The following is an 18,901-nucleotide window of genomic DNA, read 5'->3' on the forward strand; positions in this document are numbered from 1 at the left end:
TGAGACGGCAATGCCTATTTCGCCGAGGTGTTGCTCTCCGCGGTGGGCACTGCCGTGGTGCTCTGGCAGGGAGCCCCAGAGGCAGCGGGCCACGAGGGCGGTGGTGGGTCCGCCGGCGATCTCGCTGTGCGGCTCGCCGCTGCAGCGACGTGGTGTGCGGGGAGCCGACGGCGTCAGGGGGTCCGCGTCCGCCTCATGAGGGCCGCGGCATCCGCGGCGATGTCCGCCACGATGCGGCCGGCCGGGGCGACGTCGTGGACGAGCCCGGCGCTCTGGCCCGCGTAGAGGGCGAGAGCCTCCAGGTCGCCCGACATGCCGGGCACGGGGACCATGTCGTCGTAACGCGACCAGGCCCGTCCGTCGGCGGTCCGGGCCACCACGGCGCCTTCGCCGGGTCGGTTCGGCGCGACTGGACGGGCCGCGGCCTCCCAGGCGCGGAGCGTGGAGTTGCGCAGCGCACGATGCGGGGCGTTGGGCCAGCCGCCGTCGAAGCACCGGGTGTGCACTGCGTCCTGCGGCGCTGCCTGGATCACGGCTTGACGGTAGACCTCGTGCGTGGCCGCCTCGGATGCCGTCAGGAATCGGGTGCCCAGCCATCCGGCCTGGGCCCCGAGAGCCAGTGCCGCGGCGAGCCCGCGCCCGTCGGCGATGCCGCCGGCCGCGATGACGGGCACCGGGTGCACAGCGTCCACGACCGCGGGCACGAGCGCCATCGTGGTGACCTCCCCGCGGACGTGGCCGCCTGCTTCACACCCTTGGGCCACGATCACGTCCACGCCTGCGGCAGCGGCGCGTTCGGCCTCGGCGACGGAACCGACCGTGTGGAGGTGCAGGGCATCGGCCGAGTGTGTGCGTTCGGCGACGGCTGAGGGGTCGCCCCAGAACGTCGAGATGACCGGCACGCTTTCCGCCAGGCAGGCGTCGAGAAGCTCGTCGACCGGGAAGTCCAGCACCAGGTTCGCGGCGAAGGGCCTCGGTGTCATCCGCCGAACCTGCCGGATCCGGTGCACCGCCTCCTCGGCGGTGACCCAGGTCAGAGCGAGGGTGCCGAGTCCTCCCGCGTTGGCCACCGCAGCCACCAGCTCCGTGGTGACCGCGGACCCGATGGGTGCCTGCACCACGGGTACCTCGATGCCCAGTTGCCGGCACAGAGGTGTGGTCAACGTCGTCATGCTGCCCTCCTCAGGCGAGCTGTTTCGTATCAGGCGAGGTGTTTCGGAATCCGAATCACGCGGCGATGGTAATGTTTCGGAATCCGAAACGCCAGGGGCGTGGGTCTGCAGATGCGCAGGAGGAGCGCGATGGTCACACCGACACCAGGACGGCCGGTGCGTGGCTCGACCACCGGACGCCCTCTCATGGCCGCGCTCGATCTGTTCGGCCGGCGATGGAGCCTGCGCGTGGTGTGGGAACTCCACGAAGGCGCCCTGGGGTTCCGTGCCCTGCGCCGATGCTGCGGCGACATGTCCTCCAGCGTGCTGCGTCAGCGCCTCGTCGAGCTGAACGAGGCACGTCTGGTGCACCAGACCCCCGAGGGCCACTACGCCCTCACCACGCTGGGGCGACAAGCCCACACAGCGCTCCGCCCCCTCGTCGACTGGTCCGCCACCTGGGCCAACGAACTGGCCGAGCACTCCTCTGAGCACCCCTCCGAGCACTCCTCTGACCACGGCGCCGCTGCTGCTGATGCCCCGGATATCCCCTGAGCCCTTGGCCAACGGGCGGCGGTCCGTGATCTGATGGTGGCGGCCTGGGAGACGGGTGCCCGACTCCTACTGGGTCAGCGTGTCCGTCGCGGCGCAGTGCAGTGCCGTCATGACGCGGTCCGCCCACCAGCCCTCCGACGACATCGTCCGCGAAATCACCGACGGCATCGGCACGACCGGAGCACGCCCCGGGACTTTCGGTGAAATCGGCGTTGCCGCCCACCGATCGAGCGCCGCAAGTGGCACTCCCGCGCACGTGGCAAACCTTCTTGGCGCCCGAACTTGGGCTTTCCAGCGGAGGGCAGCGAGCGTTGATACACATTCATGGAAATGCCGAATTGCTCACGCTCCCTACGTGGTTGCAGTGCGAACGACTGGGCTGGCCCACCCACAGCAAGTGAACGAGTTGTTTACAACGTCTAGTTGACAACACCTCACGCGATGCTTCATCTTGATCTCATGCCACTGACTCCCGATCAGCACACGGATCCCTTCACACCCCCGCAGCCGGACCAAGCACGAGCGCACCGCGTGTATGCGTCGTTGTTTCGTATCGCCGAGCGGCACGCGGCCACCGATGAGCAACGTCGCCGGCAGGCTCACCCCTCGCTCGTTGGGCCGCACGAGGCCGTGAGGCTCGTGTCGTTCCTGCTCAGCGGAGCCGCAAAGCTCGATGGCGGCGAACCAGAGGTGGACCAAGCCGACATCACCGCCGCTTTGAGCCTCGTCCCGCTGGTCCGCGGGGAGATGGACGAACTGGAAACCGGACTTCTCCGGATGGCTCGGGGCCGCGGCATGACCTGGCAGGAGATCGCTTTCGGTCTCGGGCTCGGCACTCCGCAAGCCGCCAGGCAGCGATACGAACGACTGGCCAGCCGTGCCGCATCCGACGTCGAAGGCTCTGGGTAAGCGACCTTGTTCGGATCCGCTCACCGGTCCGGGGGGGGCGGCCAGGCGCAGGCAGGCGTCCTCGCGCCTCGCCGCCGCTGAACATCGGGCGCTGCCCGCCCAGATGCCCGAGGAGTGGGCCATCCCGGAAGGCGACCGGGCGGCGCGCCTTGCAAGAGTGGGACTGCCGCGATTGCCGCTCTTCACGCCCAGGCCGCAGGACGGGACCGACCCGTGATGGTGCCCAACCTGGCAGGCGACCACGAGCGCGGTCTGCTCAAGGAAGGACAACGCCTCTACGGCCTGGGCTTTGGGGGTCTACGGCCTGGGCTTTGGGGGCACGGCAAGAACAGCGGCGTCGTCGGCGTGACCCCCGGCAACGGCCGCGTTCGGTGCCTCCTCCCCGCACCGATCACCGTCGACGACCTGCCGGAGGCCCTCAGGCACCACAACGCGGACTGCACAAACCGGCAGTGTCCCTCTTCAGCTCCGCCGTTGCCCAGTCCGTCGAAACCACCTGGCACCGGCCTGCGGCGCTGCAGATCCTGCGGCAGATCGAGGAGCCGCCGGAGGAGTGCGACAGTCGGTCTGGATCGAACTGATCCGAGAGGGCTCTGTCTGACGTGGGGATCCGCGCCGTCACACAACTGCGTTGGCGCAGGCGCGCCGGTCCGTGTGCAGGCAGAGGAGGCAGGTCCGCGGCTGCGGACCGAACCACTTACCTGACAGGTCATCGACCCCGGCGCATCCGCATGCCATGATCGTCGGCACACAGAGGCCGACCGACCGGAAGGACGCCATGCCCGCCTACGCCATAGCACATCTGCAGGAGGCCGCCCCGCACCCGGAGCTCGCCGAGTACATGGAGCGCATCACCGCCACCTTCGAACCGTACGGTGGCCGCTTCCTCGTGCATGCCGCGCAGCACGAGGTGAAGGAGGGCAGCTGGCCCGGGCACGTGGTGGTGATCGGCTTCCCCGGGATCACCGAGGCGCGTGCCTGGTGGGACTCCCCCGCCTATCAGGACATCGCGCCGCTACGCTCACGGCACATCAAGGGCGACATCATCCTGGTCGAAGGCGTCTCCGAGAACTACGACTCGAGCTCCACCGCACAGGCAATGCGGGAAGCCCTGCCCGGTGAGTAAGCCCCGGCGCCGGGCTCAGTAACGCCGAGTCCGCCGTCGGCTCGCGGGAAACCCCCGCCCGTGTGCCGTCTTCACGTCCACGGCGAACTCACCGTCCGGACACAGCCGCCGCACCTGCCGGCAACTGACACCAGCTTCTCCTCGCGCGGCTGCCGGGACCTGCTGATCGCAGTCCACCAGCAGTTCGGCGGCCCGATCGTGCTCCTCCGGGACAACCTCAACGTCCACAAGGCCGCCGGATTACGGGAGTTCGCCGTATCCCGGGACTGGCCAGTACCGCAGCGACCTCAGAGTCGGCTGCCTCGCCGAGATACCGGCCTGGGTTGGCACGAGCACGCCTGAACGTGCGCTGGCCCAGGTCCGAAGTGTGTGGCGACGGCGACGGCGACGGCGACGGCGACGGCGACGGCGACGGCCCAAGATAGCTACATGATCCAGATTCGCGCCGCTTCTCCAGACGACGTTGCCCTGCTCGCAGCCCTCAACCACGTCGTTCATGACTTGCACCAACGACATCGTCCCGACCTGTTCCTTGACTGTCCCGAGAGGGATGCCGTCGAAGCCTTCTTCCGCGCTCAGATAGCCGATCCATCAGTCACCGTGCTCCTCGCCGACGGAACGGAAGGCAAAGCCCTCGGATACGCCCTCGCCCGAGTCAAAAACCGGCCCGGCAGTGCTCTGATGCACTCAGACGTGATCATGTCTCTGGATCAGATCGCCGTAGCCCCCGATGCCGCCCGTAGTGGTATCGGCGCGGGACTGCTCGAAGCCGTACGTGAAGTGGGGCGCGCGGCAGGCTGCCGACGCCTCGTCACGGACGTCTGGTACTTCAACGAGGGCGCGCGTGCGTTCTACGAAGCCGCAGGCTTCAGTCCAATGAACGTGCTCTTGGATCAGCCGCTCTGAGTCGGGGCTTGCCTGGCCCGTACCAGGACCGGGCAAGGGTGACCGAGCGAGTGGACCTCGCCAGAAACCGACCGATCAGACGACAAGGCACTCGCCCCGTTCCCTCAACGCGCCGATGTGCTCGTGGACTTCGGCCCGGAGGCCGGCCGAGTACATCCTTCCCGGAGCTGATCACCTGCCCGTCAGCTCGACGGCCGGGAGGCGGAACAACGCGCGGGCGGCGAGCGGGTGCACCGCGAGGTGGGTACCCGTCTCGTGCTTGGGCTGCACCACATACGCCGGGTGCTGGTGGAGGCCGCCCACGACGATCTCCGTACGCCAGGCATCGCCTCCCGCCGCGTGCTCAGGGATGAGCACGCCGGCGATGGGCCCGTCGAGGGAGACGATCAGCGTGAGATACGGGGACGGCAGCTCGCGGTGGAGGGCGGGCGCCCCATCACGGCCCAGCGACGCGGCCACCGGACCCGCCAAGTCTCATCGATCGCTTGGCTGGTTACGTACCCCCGCCCCCCGACAGACAGTGCGCTCAGCCGGCAACTACGGCCGTCTGGCCCGGCCGGCACACGCCCTGCGACACCCCTCACCTTTAGTACGAGACGTCAATGTAGTCGATGTCGGTGAATTCGACGTCCAGGCCCGTGGCGCGGCGTCCGTGGTCCTGGAAATACGATTCCTTGAGGCCTTCGGCGATGACTTCGTTGAGTGGCTGGTCGCCGATGCCCTGCTGTGCGTCGAAGAGACGGCGGGCGTACTCCGGGGGGAGGTGGACGGTGATCCGGCGTGTGCGGCCGTCGTCGGTGGTGCCGATCGGGGCGGTGTAGCCGAATCGGGCGCGGGTCTCGACGGTGATGCCGGTGCTGGTCGCGGCCTTCTTGCGGGCCCGCTGTCGCACGCGGGGCTGCCAGCGGGTCCGTACGGCGGCCTCGATCCGGTCGGCGATCGCTTTGGGTGGGTGTTTGCGCTCGCCCGTGCGGTAGCGCTCCACGGAGCGCTGGGTGATGCCGAGTTCCCGGGCGACGGCCTTGGTGGTCCTGAGCTGCTTCACCAGGAAGTTGATGCGGCCTTTGAGGGTCTTGGGCGGCTCGTGGGTGAACACCTCCTGGCCGGCGCGTTCGATGGCATCGTTGACCTGGGCGTCGTCGGCGTCCGCGTTGCCCGGACGGATCCGTCGCACCATCGGTTACTCCCCTTCCTCCAGTACGGCGTCGCCGCCCTTGATGTGGCGGGCCGGGTTGTAGCCCTGCTCCATCAGGTCGACCGCCCAGGCAGTCTCCTGGACGCCTTCGACCTTGCACAAACCCGGGGTCGGGCCGAGACGGAAGGAGCCCGGAAGCGGCTTGCCTGAGGTGGTGTAGGGCAGGAAGTCCAGCGGGGAGGGGCCGGGACTGGCGTAGACGACGCAGTCGGACAGTACCGCGAGGGGGAACTGGCCGGTCGCCTTGGCTACGTTGAGCATTTTGCGGTGCATGTTCACGCGTGCCTTGGAGATGACCGCCGCCCGGATGTCGGGGCGCCAGGTGGGGCGTTGCAGGGCCGGCCACCGGTCGCCGTCGCGGTAGTTGCGGCCCTGCGGGCGTTCGCGGAGCTTGCCCACACCGCCCTTGACGGTCGCCTTGATCGCTGCGAGGACGGCCGCCAGGCCCGGGTCGGCCTGCTTGTGGTGCTCCATCGCGGCGAGGAACTGCCGGTCGTCCAGGTCCTTGCGCACGCCCAGGTCGGCCATCGTGTCGACGTAGGCGTTCTTGAGGCGCTCGTGCCAAGGGTCCAGGTAGGCGCCGGTCTCGCGGCGCAGGTACGCCTCGATCGGCCGGACGTCATGGCCGAGCTCGACGGCGTAGGCGACGGTGTGGGTCTGGTACCAGGCCGGGCCCTCGGGGCGCAGGCCGGACGGTGTGAAGGGCGACGGGAGGCGCGGGTCCAGCTCGATGCCGGAGAGGTCCACCAGCCAGGAACCGGGGATCTTCTTGTCGAACACCGGCCGCACGACGCGCTCGGGGCCGGACAGGCCGACGACCAGGCGTGCGGCGGCCGCGAGGAAGGCGGTGTTGATGTCCAGGCCGATGGCGAAGGGCCGCAGGCACTCCTCGTCGGAGAGCAGCCTGGGGTCGCGTACCCACTGGTAGGCCTCCTCATCGAGGAAGCCGCCCTGCCAGGCACTCTCCACGACCACCGGGTGTTCCGGCGTGGCCTCCGGCGGCGCCGGGTCGACGGGGTGCTTGCCCAGGGAGCCGGGCGCGGGGTGGGGGTCCTGGGCCCACTCGCCGGTTGCCGGGTCCTTCAAGGCCCGGGTCGGCGGGCGCAGGGCGGTCATCAGCTCCAGTCCGGTGACGGCGGTGGAGCCACGCGGCGTGATCACCCGCTGGGCGTAGATGCCCAGGACACGGGCGAGTTCGGCCGGCGCCAGGCGTGCGGTGCCGGGCCACATGCGCTCGTCCAGGGCGTCCCAGGGCAGGATCGCCAGCTGCACGCACTGGCGCTGGTTGCCCTTGGCCTTGCGGTAGATCCGCGGCCAGGGCCCGAAACCGCGCTGGGTGAGCTCCCACTTCGCCCTGGTGATCTGCTTGACGACCGGGTGGTCGTCAGGGAGGCGCAGCGAGCGGCGGGCCTCGAGGCCCTCCAGGCGCTCGGGCAGCCCGAACTTCACGGCGGCCGCCTCGGTGAGCACGATCAGCGGGTCGGAGTCCTTGCCGTTGCGGTGCAGCCTGGCGGCGCCGATCCCGGACTCCTTGAGGGTCCAGTCGACCAGCTGCGGGATGGTGGTGGCCGGGCAGTCCAGCACGATGCCGTCCATGCCGTACGCGCTGCCGTCACCGTCCAGCACGGCCAGCGGGCCGTGCGGGAACCGCGCGTCGACGGCAAGGTGCACGGCCGGCCTCTGCTCCGGACGGCGCGACGCCGACGGCTTGGCGGCAGGCCTTGCCGGAGCGGAAACAGGCTGAGCGGAAACAGGCTGAGCGGAAAGAGCGGGAACGGACTGAAAGGGAACAGGCTGAGAGGGAACAGGCTGCTGCGGAGTCTGTGAAGCGGTCACCTCCTGGGACTCCGCAAGCGGCCCTGTGGACACAGACCGCTCCTCAGCGGGCACCCAGGTGAATGTCTCCGAAACCGGAGCAGGAACGGCCTCGGATACGCCGGGTTTGGGGTACTTCGCCGCCCAGCCGTCCAGCAGCCGCCGGTAGGCCGACAGGCGGGGTTCCCTCGGCTCGGAGCGCCCGTTCTCCCAGTTCTTGACCGTCTGCTCGGTCGTCGACATCGCCTTCGCCAGACGGGCCTGGGGGATCCCGGCCGCTTCACGCAGTCGGGCCCGTTCGGCCGGGGGTGGCAGCTGAGGCTCCTCCTCCAGCAGCGCGTCCACTGCCGCAAACAGCTCGTCCTCGGTTGGCACTTGCTTCCACCTCCGCCCCGGACACTAGCAGTTTTTAACCCCCTCTTTTAACCCCTCCTTTTAACCCCCTCGCGCGTTATTGTTTAACCCTTTCATTTAACCCTTTCGAAGGGTGTTCGGGTTTGGTGACGATGGCCTGAAAGCCACCACCCCACCGAAGGCCGCACCGCCGCACCGCTCGGCCGAGCCGCCTCAGGCAAGACCGAGTGACTGCAGGCAAAGCCGAGTGACTGCAGGCAAGGGTTCCGGCCAGCACGCGGACCGTGGTCGCCCGGGGGAGGAGAAGGGCGCCGGGCGACGGCCAGGAGACGGGAGTGTGGGCGGCTGTCAGCTGAAGGTGCGCCGGTAGGTGTGGGACTGACGCCGGCGATCCGCCCCCGTCGCGTACGGCTTCGAGCTCGGTGCACAGCTATCGGCCGGCGAGGCGCGTTGAGGCGCATTGATCCGAAGATGCCTGCCCAACTCCCATGGCAGAATCAGCGGGTGAAGATCGGGATGCTGGGCCCGTTGGAGGTTCGCAGGGACGACGGCGACTTGACCGACGTGCCGGGCGCGCGGCTGCGCGGACTGCTGATCGCCCTCGCGCTCAAGCCGGGTCACGTGGCCCCCAAGGCGTCGCTCGTCGACTGGATCTGGGGGGAGCACCCGCCCGCCGATGCGACGAACGCCCTGCAGCGCCTGGTTTCCCGACTGCGGAAGACGCTGCCGGACGGGGTGGTCGAGGGACAGACGGACGGCTACCGGTTGACGCTGGAGCCCGACGCCGTCGACGCCGTACGGTTCGAACGCCTCGTCACAGCGGGCCAGGCCTGCACCGAGGACAGTTCCCGGCGGGTGCGGCTGCTGCGCGAGGCCCTCGAGCTGTGGCGCGGTGCGGCCATGCAGGACGTCGGTCTGCAGGAGAGCGCCGCGTTGGACGCCGCGGGCATCCGGCTCGAGGGTTTGCGCCTGACCGCCACGGAGGAGCGGTTCGACGCGGAGGTCGCCCTCGGGCGCGGTACGGAGGTGGTCACGGAGCTGACCGACCTGGTGGCTGTGCACCCGCTGCGGGAACGGCTCGTCGCCGCGCTGATACGCGCCCTCGCCGCGGCCGGTCGCGACAGTGAGGCGCTGCTGGTGTACCAGCGCACGAGGGAGGCCCTGGCCGGTGAGCTGGGCGTCGACCCGTCGCCGGAGCTGGCGGCGTTGCATGTGGCGCTGCTGCGAGGCGAGTTGGGGCGGCGTGAGAAGACCCGGAAGACCAACCTGCGCGCCGAGCTGACCACCTTCGTCGGCAGGGGCTCCGATGTCGCCGCGGTCCGCGAGCTGATGGCGGAGCACCGGCTCACCACCGTGATCGGGCCGGGCGGCTCGGGGAAGACCAGGCTGGCCACGGAGACCGCGCGCACGGTGCTCGGCGATCTGCCGGACGGTGCCTGGCTGGTGGAGCTCGCCGCCATCGGCGCGGACGGCGACGTGGCCCAGTCGGCGCTCGCCGGGCTCGGTCTGCGGGACGCCCTGCTCGGCGGGGCCCCGAACGCGGAGCTGACAGACCGGCTCATCGCCGCGATCCGCGAGCGGGAGGCACTGCTGATCCTGGACAACTGCGAGCACGTGATCGAGTCGGCGGCGGTGTTCGCCCACCGGGTGCTCGGGGAGTGCCGGCGGCTGCGGATCCTGGCGACGAGCCGGGAACCGCTCGGCATCACCGGGGAGGCGCTGTGGCAGATCGAGCCGCTGGCTCTGCCGGAGGGGGACGCGGGCCCGGGCGAGATCGAGTCGTCACCCGCCGTCCAGCTGCTGCGGGACCGGGCCGGGGCGGTGCGCCGGGATCTCGCGGTCGACGCCCGGACGCTGGCGACGATGGTGCGCGTCTGCCGGGCGCTGGACGGGATGCCGCTGGCGATCGAGCTGGCCGCGGCCCGGTTGCGCACCATGTCCATCGACCAGCTGGCCCACCGGCTCGACGACCGGTTCCGCCTGCTGACCAGCGGCAGCCGCACCGCGCTGCCGCGGCACAAGACGCTGCGCGCGGTGGTCGACTGGAGCTGGGAGCTGCTCACCGACGCCGAACGGATGGTCCTGCGCAGGCTCTCGGTGTTCTCCGGCGGGGCGAGCCTGGAAGCGGCCGAACGGGTCTGCGCAGGCGGCGCCGTCGAAAGGGAGCAGGTGCTCGAGCTGCTCACCGCGCTGACCGAGAAGTCGCTGCTGCGCGCCGAGGGCGACAGCGCCCCGCGCTACCGCATGCTCGGCACGATCAAGGAGTACGCCGGGCACCGGCTCGCAGAGGCGGGCGAATCGGACCTGGCGCGCCACGCGCATCTCGCCTACTTCACCGAGCTCGCCGAGACCGCGGAGCCACGTCTTCGCCGCGCCGAGCAGCTGGAATGGCTGGCCCTGCTCGGGGCCGAGCACGACAACATCGGTTCCGCGATGCGTGGCGCGCTCGCGGCCGGCGAGGCGCAGGCGGCGATGCGGCTCGCGGCGGGCGCCGGCTGGTACTGGTGGCTCAGCGGCCACAAAACCGAGGGCATGGAGCTGATCACCGCGGCCACCAGGACGCCCGGCGAGGTGACCGACGACTTCCGGGCCACGGTGTACGCCCTGGTCGTGATGTTCGTGACCTCCGGGCCGGGCGACGAACGCCAGGCGGCGGAGTGGATCCACAAGGCGCACCGGTTCGGCCAGCGCAGCCTGCACAGCCGGCGCCGCCACCCGCTGATGGGGTTCGTCGCCCCGCTGGAACGCATGCTGCAGGCGCCGGAAGCGGTCCTGCCCGCGTTCGAACCGCTGCTGGACGACGAGGACCCCTGGGCGCGCGCACTGGCCCGGCTGCACCTGGGCAAGATGCGGATCGTGCTCGGCCAGGGCGGGCGGGACGCGGACGTGTACCTGGAGAGGGCGCTCGCCGAGTTCCGGGCGCTCGGCGAGCGGTTCGGGATCTCGTTCGCCCTGAGCGAGCTGGCGGACCGGATCGCCGTGCGCGGCGAGTTCGCCCGTGCGTGCGAGCACTACGAAGAGGCGATCGCGGTCGTCACCGAGGTCGGTGCCACCGAGGACGTCATCCGCATGCGGTCGCGGCAGGCGCAGCTGTACTGGCTGCTGGGCGACGAGGACGCCTGCGCGGCCGCCACCGCCGAGGCACAGCGGTGCGCGGAGCGGGTCACCTGGCCGGGCGCGCTGGCCCTGCTGGCCCTCTCGAAGGCGGCACTCGCCCGCTGGGGCGGCAACGCCGAGGAAGCGCACCGCCAACTCGGCGTCGCGACGGCCATATTGGGCGACGAAGCGGAGCGCGCGATCATCCGCGCGGTGACACACGACCTGCTCGGCTACCTCGCCGACGATCTCGGCGAGGCTCGGGCGCACCGCGCGGCGGCCTGCGCGGCCGCGTCCGAGGCGGGCCACGCGCCGCTGATCGCGCAGGTGCTCGTCGGGGTCGCGGACCAGGCACTGCGCCGCGACGAGCACGAGCAGGCCGCACGGCTGCTGGCGGCGAGCGCGGACGTGCGCGGGCTGCAGGACCGCTCCCACCCGGACGCGGCTCGGATCGAGCAGACCGCGCGCCGGTGCCTCGGCGACACGCGGTTCGCCGAGGCGGCTCGGGAGGGCACGCGAACCAGCTGGTCTCAGCTGGTCGAGGTCACGCTCGCGTCCTGAGCGTGGGGACCGCCCACACGTACCCGGGAGGCGAACCCGACGCACCGGACGACGGCCGCGACCGCGTCGCCGGTCGACGGGGCGCCCCGCCCGCCAGCAGCCCGTGCAGCGCCTCGATGATCGGGTGAAGGGCTGGTACTCCGCGAACTGCCGCCCGCCGGTCCCCCGTGCCGGCGGGCACCAATTCGCTGCTCAGGAACGGCGGCGTGATCAGCGGCACGGTGGCCATGCCCGCCGCCTCGGCGAACTCCGCGGTCTTCGCGATCGTCGCGGTCGTCGCGGTCGTCGCGGTCGTCGCCGTGTTCGCGGTCGTCGCCGTCTACGCGTCCAGCCCCACTTTTACCGGGCTGTTTCCGTCCAGGTGACCGGCAGTTCGTGGACGCCGTAGATGTTCATGTCGGTCCTGAGTTTCACCTCGCCTGCGGGGATCGCGAGCTGGAGGGTCGGGAAGCGACGCAGCAGTCCGTCGAAACCGGCACGCATCTCGATGCGGGCCAGTTGCTGGCCGAGGCATTGATGGATGCCGTGGCCGAAGGACGTGTGGCCGCGGGCCTTGCGGTGGACGTCCAGGGTGTCGGGGTTGTCGAACCGCTGGGGGTCGCGGTTGGCGGCCAGCAGGGAGACGACTACGGTCGATCCCTTGCGGATTGTCTCGCCGCCGAGTTCGAGGTCCTCCGCGGCGTAGCGGTAGAAGATGTCGGCGATGGACAGGTAGCGCATGAGTTCTTCGACGGCGTCGGGGAGCAGATCCGGGTTGGCGCGCAGTTCGGCGAGCTGATCGGGGTGCTCCAGGAACGCGAAGGTGCCCAGTGCCAGCATGTTGGCCGTGGTCTCGTGGCCGGCGAGCAGCAGCAGGAAGGCGATGCCGGTCAGCTCCTCGATGCTGAGGTCGTCATCGCGGGCCAGGTCGGACAGGATGTCCTCGCCGGGCTCGGCGCGTTTGCGGGTGACCAGTTCGGCGAGGTAGGTGCTTATTGCGCCGTAGGCGGCCATCTTCTCTTCGAACGACTGGTCCTTGACCATGATCTTGGCGGAGTTGACCTGGAAGGTCTCCCGGTCCTCGTAGGGGACACCGAGCAGTTCGCAGATCACCAGCGAGGGCACCGGCAGCGCGAACTCCTTGACCAGGTCGATCGGCGGGGCGAGGCGGGCCATCTCGTCCAGCTGCCGCTCGACGATGTCGCTGATGTGCTCCTCGAGCATTTTCATGCGCTTGACGGTGAAGGCGCCGGTGAGCTTGCGTCGCAGCCGGGTGTGGTCCGGCGGGTCCATGGCGACGAACAAGCCCGGTACCTGCGGGGACGGTTCGGTGAAGACGGGCATGCCGGGGGTCTCGTACGGCAGGTGGAGGACGCCGATGTCCTGGCGCGAGCTGAACCGGGTGTCGGCCATGAGCTGACGGACCGCGTCGTAGCCGGTGACGAGCCAGCCCGCGTGACCGTCGGGGAAGACCATGGGACTGACCGGGCGAGCCTCGCGCAGCCGGGTGATCTGGCTGGGCGGGTCGAAGGGGCCCGCATCGCGCTCCATGGGGAGGCCGTGCGGGACGGGAACCGTGTCACTCATCGGTTTTCCTTTCGTGGCGGTTGTTGCAGCCACCATCACCGACGGGCCTGACATACGACTGACACGGCTCTGACACCGACCATGCCGGAGCGGCGATCAGGCGAGCTCGACGCTGAGCTGGAAGCCGAGCTCGCTGAACCCGAGTCCTGCTGCCACCCTCCTGGAAGCCGGGATCCGGGCCCGCCACTGCGGCAGCAGGTTCCGCTCGAGCGCATGCCGCACCGCGGCGGACCCGGTCGCGCGCGCAAGCCCCTTGCCACGCCAAGCCGTTGCGGTCAGCACGCTCAGGTGCGCCGTCCGGCTCGGCCACGCGCGATAGCCAGCGGCAGCGACCACTTTCCCGTACGCCCGGGCAACGAACGCGGGAGAAGAGCCCCGCCCAGGAGCACGATGCCCGCCCATCCGGGCGGACAGATCCTCGACTCGGGAGAGGCCACGACGTCGACATCACCCAGGGCACCGAAGGAAACCGGCGCGGACGCCAGTTCCTCCCACACGCCCTGAACCCTGACCAGCAAGGGATCTTCCGGCATGTCCTGATCCTGCCAGGCCGCAGGACCGAACGCCCGCTATTCATCGGGCGAGCGCCTTCCACCTCATGCCGGATGGCCTTGAGCACACCACCCGCGACTCCAGTGACCCGAGGAGCAGCCTGCGCAAGGGCGGACCGCGGAACGCGTCCGTACGAAAGAGCCGGGGCGTCACATGCGGGACGCGGCGTCGTTGACCCGGTGACATCCGTTTGCGGCCCGGGAGCGTTCATGCGGTCTGCGCAGTGCGGCGGTGGCGCGGCAGCCGCCGTGCCGTTGCCTGGCGCTGCAGACGGCTCGGCGTGGCCGGGCCCTGGCTGATCGGCCGGTTCGGGAAGAGGGGTGCTGTGGTGAAGGTTTTGCTGGTGACCCATGGATCACGGGGCGACGTCCAGCCGTTTGTGGCGCTGGCCCGCGGTCTGATGGGGGCCGGGCACGAAGCGACGTTGATCGGGCCGTGTGCTTTCGCGGAGTTGGCCGGCCCGGCCGGGGTGCCCTACGTTCCGCTGGTGGACGGGCCGCTGGAACTCCGCGCCGATCCTGTGGTGATCAGGGCCAATGAGGACCGTCGCGGGCTTCGGGGCGTGGTGCGCGGGGTGCGGTGGTTCACGCGCCACCGGCCGCACTGCCGAAAGGTCCTGGACGACCTGATGACCAAGGTCAAAGGGCAGCCCCGCCCGGATGTCGTGGTGTTCGCGCCCTGGGTGCCGGCGCATCACTTCGCCGAGTGGCTGAACGTGCCTGCTGTGCCGGTGTGTTTCCAGCCCGGATGGGTTCCCACACCCGACTTCGTCAATCCGCTGGCGTCCGGGGGGCTGCCCTCTTCGATGAGCCGGGCCTCCTACGCCCTCGCCGAACTGCCCGTTCGCCTGCTGTACGGCTCGGCGGTGTCGCGTCTGCGACGGGAATCGCTGGGGTTGTCACCTCGCGGGAGCAAGCGCAGCATTCTCTCCCGGCCCGACGGAACGCCCGCCACCGTACTGCAGGCATTCGACCCCTGCGTACTGCCCGGCACTCCCCGCTATCCCCCCACCACGCACACCACAGGCTTCTGGCACCTGCCGACTTCCGGCGAATGGCACCTGCCCACGCGCCTCCGCGCCTTCCTCGACGCGGGCCCCAGACCGGTCTACATCGGATTCGGGAGCGCGACCGTCAGCAGGCCTGCCCACAAAAGCAAAGCCATTCTCGCGGCCGTACGCCAGGCAAGAGTCCGCGCCGTCATCTCCACCGGCTGGGGCCGCGTTCTCACCCCCGAAGGGGAACACGGCCCAGACACCGAAAACGTCTTCTTCATCGACCAGATTCCGCATGACAAGCTCTTCCCTCACATGGCTGCCATCGTCCACCACGGCAGCGCCGGCACCACCGCAACAGCCCTGAGAGCGGGCCGCCCCCAAGTCATCTGCCCTTTCACCTTCGACCAGCCGTTCTGGGGCCGGAGCATGCACGCCCTCGGTGTCGCGCCGGCACCTTTGGCCCAGTACCGCCTCACCGCGGGCCGCCTGGCCGAGGCGCTGCTCCGCGCGGTCAACGACCGCGAATTGGCCCAACGCGCTGAGCAGCTCGCACTCCGTACCGCCGACCGGGACGGAGTGGGCAATGCCGTCGAGGTGCTGGAAGCCGTTGTGAAGTCCTTCTAGAGGCTGGCTATGTGCGCCCCGGTTCGGTACACGGGCTTCGGGTTCGTAGGGCGGCTTCGGGTCTCCTCCCCGGCTGCGCGGCACCGTGTCGTCAGGGCGTCACGTCGCCGGGCGAGCCTTCAGTCGGCTTACGCACGGCTCGGCACGACGTCACAGCGCCATGGGCGTGGAGGACATGAATGTAGGGGCAGGAGGGAACAGACAGCTTTCGTTGTCCCTGCCAGTCGCGGTCGGTCAGGTGGTGAGGTCGCTGCCGGCCACCCGGTCACCTGCCCCAAGGCGCTGTTCCCGGCCACTGCGCAAGCGGTCCATCTCCCGCCACTCCGGCCGCAGTCCGGCAAGGTTCGTCGTGAGGAAGTACGCGGCCCCGCCGGCCAGCAGCACGGGCACGAGCCCGAAGGAGGCCACCGCCGCGCCGGCGATCAGTCCGCCGAGGGGGATACCAGCCCAGGCCAGCGAGTCGCCCAGCGCGTTGACCCGCCCCAGCAGCCGACGGGGCACCCGCTCGAAGGAGACCGCTCCCAGGATCGGGTTGAGGAAACCCGCCCCGAACCCGCTGATGGCGAACACGGCAACCACCGCCCACATCGGCGCGTGGGAGGCCAGGATCAGGAACCTCGGGGCCCCGGCGAGCAGGAACCCGCTGAAGAACACCAGCCGTCTCCGCATTCTGTGCGCGACCCCCGCAGCCACCAGGCTCCCGGCGATCGCCGCAACTCCCCCCACACTGCTGTTCACGCCGATGACGGCAGGCCCGTTGCCGGACTCTTTGGCCCACACAGGCACGAGCACCGTGGTGAACGCCGCCTCCAGCAGGTTGGTGATCCCGACCATGACGATGATGGTGAGGAGCAGCGGCTCGCTGCGCAGGAACGTGAAACCTTCGCCGAACCGCCGCCAGTAGCCCGGCTCCGGCCCGTCGTGTGGCGACGGGGCTTCCTCGGCTGCCCGTCCCATACCGCGGGGCAGCGTCAACGCGATGATCACCGATCCGAGCGCGAAGCATCCGGCGTTGAGGACAAGGCCCGTCAGGGGGCCGAGGAGCGCCACCATGGAACCGCCGACAGCAGGACCGATGGCGGAGGCGAGCCGCTCGGTCATGCCGGACAGACCGGTGGCTCGCTCCAGCGGTACCCGGCTGCGCTCGGCCGCCTCCGGGACCATGATTTCCTTGGCCAGGTCACCGGGGCCACGTACCGCACCGATCAATGCGACCAGCGCCAGCAGCAGCGGCAGGGACAACACGTCCAGGGCGTGGAGGAGGGGAACCGTACCGGCGGCGGTCGCGCTGGCAAGGTCGGTGGACCAGGAGATGGCCCGGGGGCCGACCCGGTCCACCAGTGGCCCGGTGAGTGCCTTGACCATGACGTAGGGGGCCATCTCGCAGAAGGCCACCAGTCCGGTCTGGGTGGCGCTGCCGGTGGTGGCGAGCACGAACCAGGGTAGGGCGATGGCCGAGATCCGGGTGCCGGTCAACGACACGGCCATCGCCGCGAGTAAGCCGATCATCGGCCGTAAGGTCCGCCTGTCGGATACCTCGCCGGCGCCCGCGATGTCTTCCGTCACGACGTCTCCGATCCTGTCACTTCGCCAGGGCCGGCATGGCCCGAAGACACGGAGAGTGCCCGCAGCTCGGGCAGGATGTGCGTGATGGCAGAGACCCGTTCGGCGCCTTCGGGAGCCTCGGCTGCTTCCCCGGGCGTGACCCGCCGGTAGCGGGTGACGACTGCCCTCAGCTCCTCGCGAAGAGCCGCAGCCTCCGGCGCGGCCTCAGGTTCCCGCGCGGCCAGGTCGGGGTCGTTGAAGCACGTTGACTGGTGGACCGAACGCCACCAACGCTCCCGAGCGTTGGCGCGCTCCGCATCCTCCTCGACGAAACCTGCCGCACCCAGCTGGCGCAGATGGTAGCTGGCCGTACCGGGATTGACACCCAGCCGCCCGGCGAGCCGGGTGGCCGTCGACGGGCCGTACTTCCGCAGCAGCCCGACCAGCTGCCCACGCACTGGGTGCGCCAAGGCACGCAGCCCCTTCGCATCCAGGACGGCGGCACCCCTCTCCGTGTCCCGACGTGCCAACTCTCCCTCGAATCAGTCACGTTGGGCATCCTAGAACGCCAACAACCCTTAACAAACGCTTGTTCGCGAAGGAGTGGTTGCCATGCGGGCGCGGTGCTTGCCTCTTTGCCGATCCTTGCCGTGGCTGGACCCAATGGTGACAGTGAGGTCTGAGGTCCGCGGCGTACGGTCCTCGTCCGGGGACGGTGGGTGAGGTGGATACTGGCCCTCCACGCAGGCACGGACGAGGAGCGCGACCAGTGGCCGACGACAATCGCATAGGACCGCCCAGCTTTGGCAGCGAACGCGAGATGTTGCGGGCCTTCCTCGACTACCACCGTGCGACCCTCGCCATGAAGTGCGAAGGGCTTACCGACGAGGAGCTGCGGCAACAGTCGATGCCGCCGTCGACGCTCTCGCTGCTCGGCCTGGTGCGGCACATGGCAGAGGTGGAGCGTGCCTGGTTCCGTCGCGTGTTCGAGGACAACGATGCGCCCATGGTCTGGTCCGACAAGATCGACTTCCAGGCGGCGTACGACGCCGGCGCTTCGACCAGGGACGAGGCGTTCGCAGCCTGGGAGAACGAGGTAGAGAGGTCGCGCCGCATCGAACGGGAGGCTGAATCCCTGGACTTGGCCGGATATCAGCCCAGATGGGGCGAGCAGGTATCGCTGCGCATGGTGATGGTGCATGTGCTGCTGGAGTACGGCCGCCACAACGGTCACGCGGACTTTCTGCGTGAGGGCGTCGATGGGACCGTGGGCGCCTGAGTCCGCACGGCCTCCTCCCCCCAAATGCTGACCGCTTCGAGAGAAGTGGTGGCGCACCTGGAAGACGGGAGTCCAACGCCGGTGTGAGAAACCAGTGTCGCCTCGGCCTCATCTGTGGCAACCGGCAGTGGAGTGGCAGTCGGCGTACTGCTGACTTCGGCTCGGCCGAGACCGACGCGCCTCCCATCAGCACCTGAACCGCCACTGCGGCCAACTCCCAAGCCGGTGTTGCCCGTCCCTCCCCCGCACGCCGGTAGGTGCCTAGGTTGTAGGGGGACCTCACAGCACGGTGCAGGTTCGGCTCGCCGCTGTGCTCGGAGACCTGTCGTCCGGAGTGCCCTCCTCTGAAGTTCCGTGGCCTGAAGTTCCGTGGTCTGAAGTGCCATTGCCTGGAAGGCCAAGCCATTGCCTGGTGGACCATTGCCTGGTCGGCCCGCCATGGCCCGTGCGAGAACGCGACGCGGCGAGGATTCACCCACCCGGGTGAACGTGGGGACGGTGGGGGGAGAAGTGCGCCTCAGGATTCGTCAGGGGGGCGAGGACGCGCACCGCGTCCGTGTCCGATAGATGGAGAGCCACTTACATGACGCCGTCCTTGGAGTGGACCGAACACCTCCCGGCCGCCGTGAGCGCGGTGCACGCGCTGGGCGCCCTGGTACGACACCTGTAT

General features: G+C 69.7%; 17 protein-coding genes and 1 pseudogene. 10 read left to right on the forward strand and 8 right to left on the reverse strand.

Going from position 1 to position 18,901, the window contains the following annotated elements; all coding sequences use genetic code 11:
• Positions 1 to 173: 173 nt before the first annotated feature.
• Entirely contained in the window at positions 174 to 1,172 is a 999-nt protein-coding gene (locus tag ADL29_RS03640; RefSeq protein WP_053922313.1) for an NAD(P)H-dependent flavin oxidoreductase, read from the reverse strand.
• A 129-nt stretch (positions 1,173 to 1,301) separates the two neighbouring features.
• On the opposite strand from ADL29_RS03640, the gene ADL29_RS03645 reads away from it, so the two are divergent.
• The 6 genes and pseudogenes from ADL29_RS03645 (at position 1,302) to ADL29_RS03660 (ending at position 4,647) form a co-directional block, all read left to right on the forward strand.
• Entirely contained in the window at positions 1,302 to 1,706 is a 405-nt protein-coding gene (locus ADL29_RS03645) for a winged helix-turn-helix transcriptional regulator (RefSeq protein WP_078970711.1), read from the forward strand.
• A 459-nt stretch (positions 1,707 to 2,165) separates the two neighbouring features.
• Positions 2,166 to 2,615 carry a hypothetical protein gene (locus ADL29_RS03650; protein ID WP_053922392.1) on the forward strand — a complete coding sequence of 150 codons (450 nt, stop codon included), beginning with the start codon at positions 2,166 to 2,168 and terminating at the stop codon, positions 2,613 to 2,615.
• A gap of 452 nt (positions 2,616 to 3,067) precedes the next feature.
• On the forward strand, positions 3,068 to 3,196 hold the full coding sequence (locus tag ADL29_RS45930) for a hypothetical protein (protein ID WP_281181748.1): 129 nt from the start codon (positions 3,068 to 3,070) through the stop codon (positions 3,194 to 3,196).
• Positions 3,197 to 3,393: 197 nt separating this feature from the next.
• On the forward strand, positions 3,394 to 3,741 hold the full coding sequence (locus ADL29_RS03655; RefSeq protein WP_053922393.1) for a DUF1330 domain-containing protein: 348 nt from the start codon (positions 3,394 to 3,396) through the stop codon (positions 3,739 to 3,741).
• 132 nt (positions 3,742 to 3,873) lie between these two features.
• Positions 3,874 to 4,011, forward strand: a pseudogene (locus tag ADL29_RS44860) (IS630 family transposase); the annotation flags it as partial.
• Positions 4,012 to 4,170: 159 nt separating this feature from the next.
• A complete protein-coding gene (locus ADL29_RS03660; protein ID WP_157878366.1) occupies positions 4,171 to 4,647 on the forward strand; it encodes a GNAT family N-acetyltransferase in 477 nt (158 codons plus the stop codon).
• Between the two features lie 171 nt (positions 4,648 to 4,818).
• Here ADL29_RS03660 and ADL29_RS03665 read toward each other — a convergent pair whose 3' ends face one another.
• The 3 genes from ADL29_RS03665 to tap form a co-directional block, all read right to left on the reverse strand.
• Positions 4,819 to 5,118: a hypothetical protein gene (locus ADL29_RS03665; protein WP_157878367.1), complete on the reverse strand. Its 300-nt coding sequence runs from the start codon at positions 5,116 to 5,118 to the stop codon at positions 4,819 to 4,821.
• A 115-nt stretch (positions 5,119 to 5,233) separates the two neighbouring features.
• Positions 5,234 to 5,824: a telomere-protecting terminal protein Tpg gene (gene tpg / locus ADL29_RS03670; protein ID WP_053922317.1), complete on the reverse strand. Its 591-nt coding sequence runs from the start codon at positions 5,822 to 5,824 to the stop codon at positions 5,234 to 5,236.
• Between the two features lie 3 nt (positions 5,825 to 5,827).
• Entirely contained in the window at positions 5,828 to 8,032 is a 2,205-nt protein-coding gene (gene tap, locus ADL29_RS03675) for a telomere-associated protein Tap (protein WP_053922318.1), read from the reverse strand.
• Between the two features lie 483 nt (positions 8,033 to 8,515).
• On the opposite strand from tap, the gene ADL29_RS03680 reads away from it, so the two are divergent.
• Both ADL29_RS03680 and ADL29_RS43290 read left to right on the forward strand, forming a co-directional pair.
• Positions 8,516 to 11,668 (forward strand): AfsR/SARP family transcriptional regulator, encoded by a 3,153-nt coding sequence (locus ADL29_RS03680; RefSeq protein WP_053922319.1) that lies wholly within the window; start codon positions 8,516 to 8,518, stop codon positions 11,666 to 11,668.
• A 206-nt stretch (positions 11,669 to 11,874) separates the two neighbouring features.
• Positions 11,875 to 12,033 carry a hypothetical protein gene (locus ADL29_RS43290; RefSeq protein WP_157878368.1) on the forward strand — a complete coding sequence of 53 codons (159 nt, stop codon included), beginning with the start codon at positions 11,875 to 11,877 and terminating at the stop codon, positions 12,031 to 12,033.
• On the opposite strand, the gene ADL29_RS03685 is transcribed toward ADL29_RS43290, so the two are convergent.
• Positions 12,008 to 13,234, reverse strand: a complete 1,227-nt coding sequence (locus ADL29_RS03685) for a cytochrome P450 (RefSeq protein WP_053922320.1) — start codon at positions 13,232 to 13,234, stop codon at positions 12,008 to 12,010. The two genes, ADL29_RS43290 and ADL29_RS03685, sit on opposite strands and share 26 nt — an antisense overlap.
• A 96-nt stretch (positions 13,235 to 13,330) precedes the next feature.
• Complete coding sequence (locus ADL29_RS40445; RefSeq protein WP_342671134.1) at positions 13,331 to 13,636, reverse strand: GNAT family N-acetyltransferase; 306 nt, start codon at positions 13,634 to 13,636, stop codon at positions 13,331 to 13,333.
• 493 nt (positions 13,637 to 14,129) lie between these two features.
• On the opposite strand from ADL29_RS40445, the gene ADL29_RS03695 reads away from it, so the two are divergent.
• Positions 14,130 to 15,407, forward strand: coding sequence for a glycosyltransferase (locus ADL29_RS03695; RefSeq protein ID WP_157878369.1), 1,278 nt, complete (start codon positions 14,130 to 14,132; stop codon positions 15,405 to 15,407).
• Positions 15,408 to 15,641: 234 nt separating this feature from the next.
• Here the strand turns inward: ADL29_RS03695 and ADL29_RS03700 are convergent, their stop codons facing one another.
• Both ADL29_RS03700 and ADL29_RS03705 read right to left on the reverse strand, forming a co-directional pair.
• Positions 15,642 to 16,916 (reverse strand): MFS transporter, encoded by a 1,275-nt coding sequence (locus ADL29_RS03700; RefSeq protein ID WP_211274245.1) that lies wholly within the window; start codon positions 16,914 to 16,916, stop codon positions 15,642 to 15,644.
• A 53-nt stretch (positions 16,917 to 16,969) separates the two neighbouring features.
• Positions 16,970 to 17,482 (reverse strand): winged helix-turn-helix domain-containing protein, encoded by a 513-nt coding sequence (locus tag ADL29_RS03705; protein ID WP_053922324.1) that lies wholly within the window; start codon positions 17,480 to 17,482, stop codon positions 16,970 to 16,972.
• 239 nt (positions 17,483 to 17,721) lie between these two features.
• Here ADL29_RS03705 and ADL29_RS03710 point away from each other — a divergent pair, with 239 nt between their 5' ends.
• Positions 17,722 to 18,231 carry a DinB family protein gene (locus ADL29_RS03710; protein WP_053922325.1) on the forward strand — a complete coding sequence of 170 codons (510 nt, stop codon included), beginning with the start codon at positions 17,722 to 17,724 and terminating at the stop codon, positions 18,229 to 18,231.
• Positions 18,232 to 18,901 lie beyond the last annotated feature (670 nt).

Source organism: Streptomyces chattanoogensis, assembly GCF_001294335.1.
GTDB classification, from domain to species: Bacteria; Actinomycetota; Actinomycetes; order Streptomycetales; family Streptomycetaceae; genus Streptomyces; species Streptomyces chattanoogensis.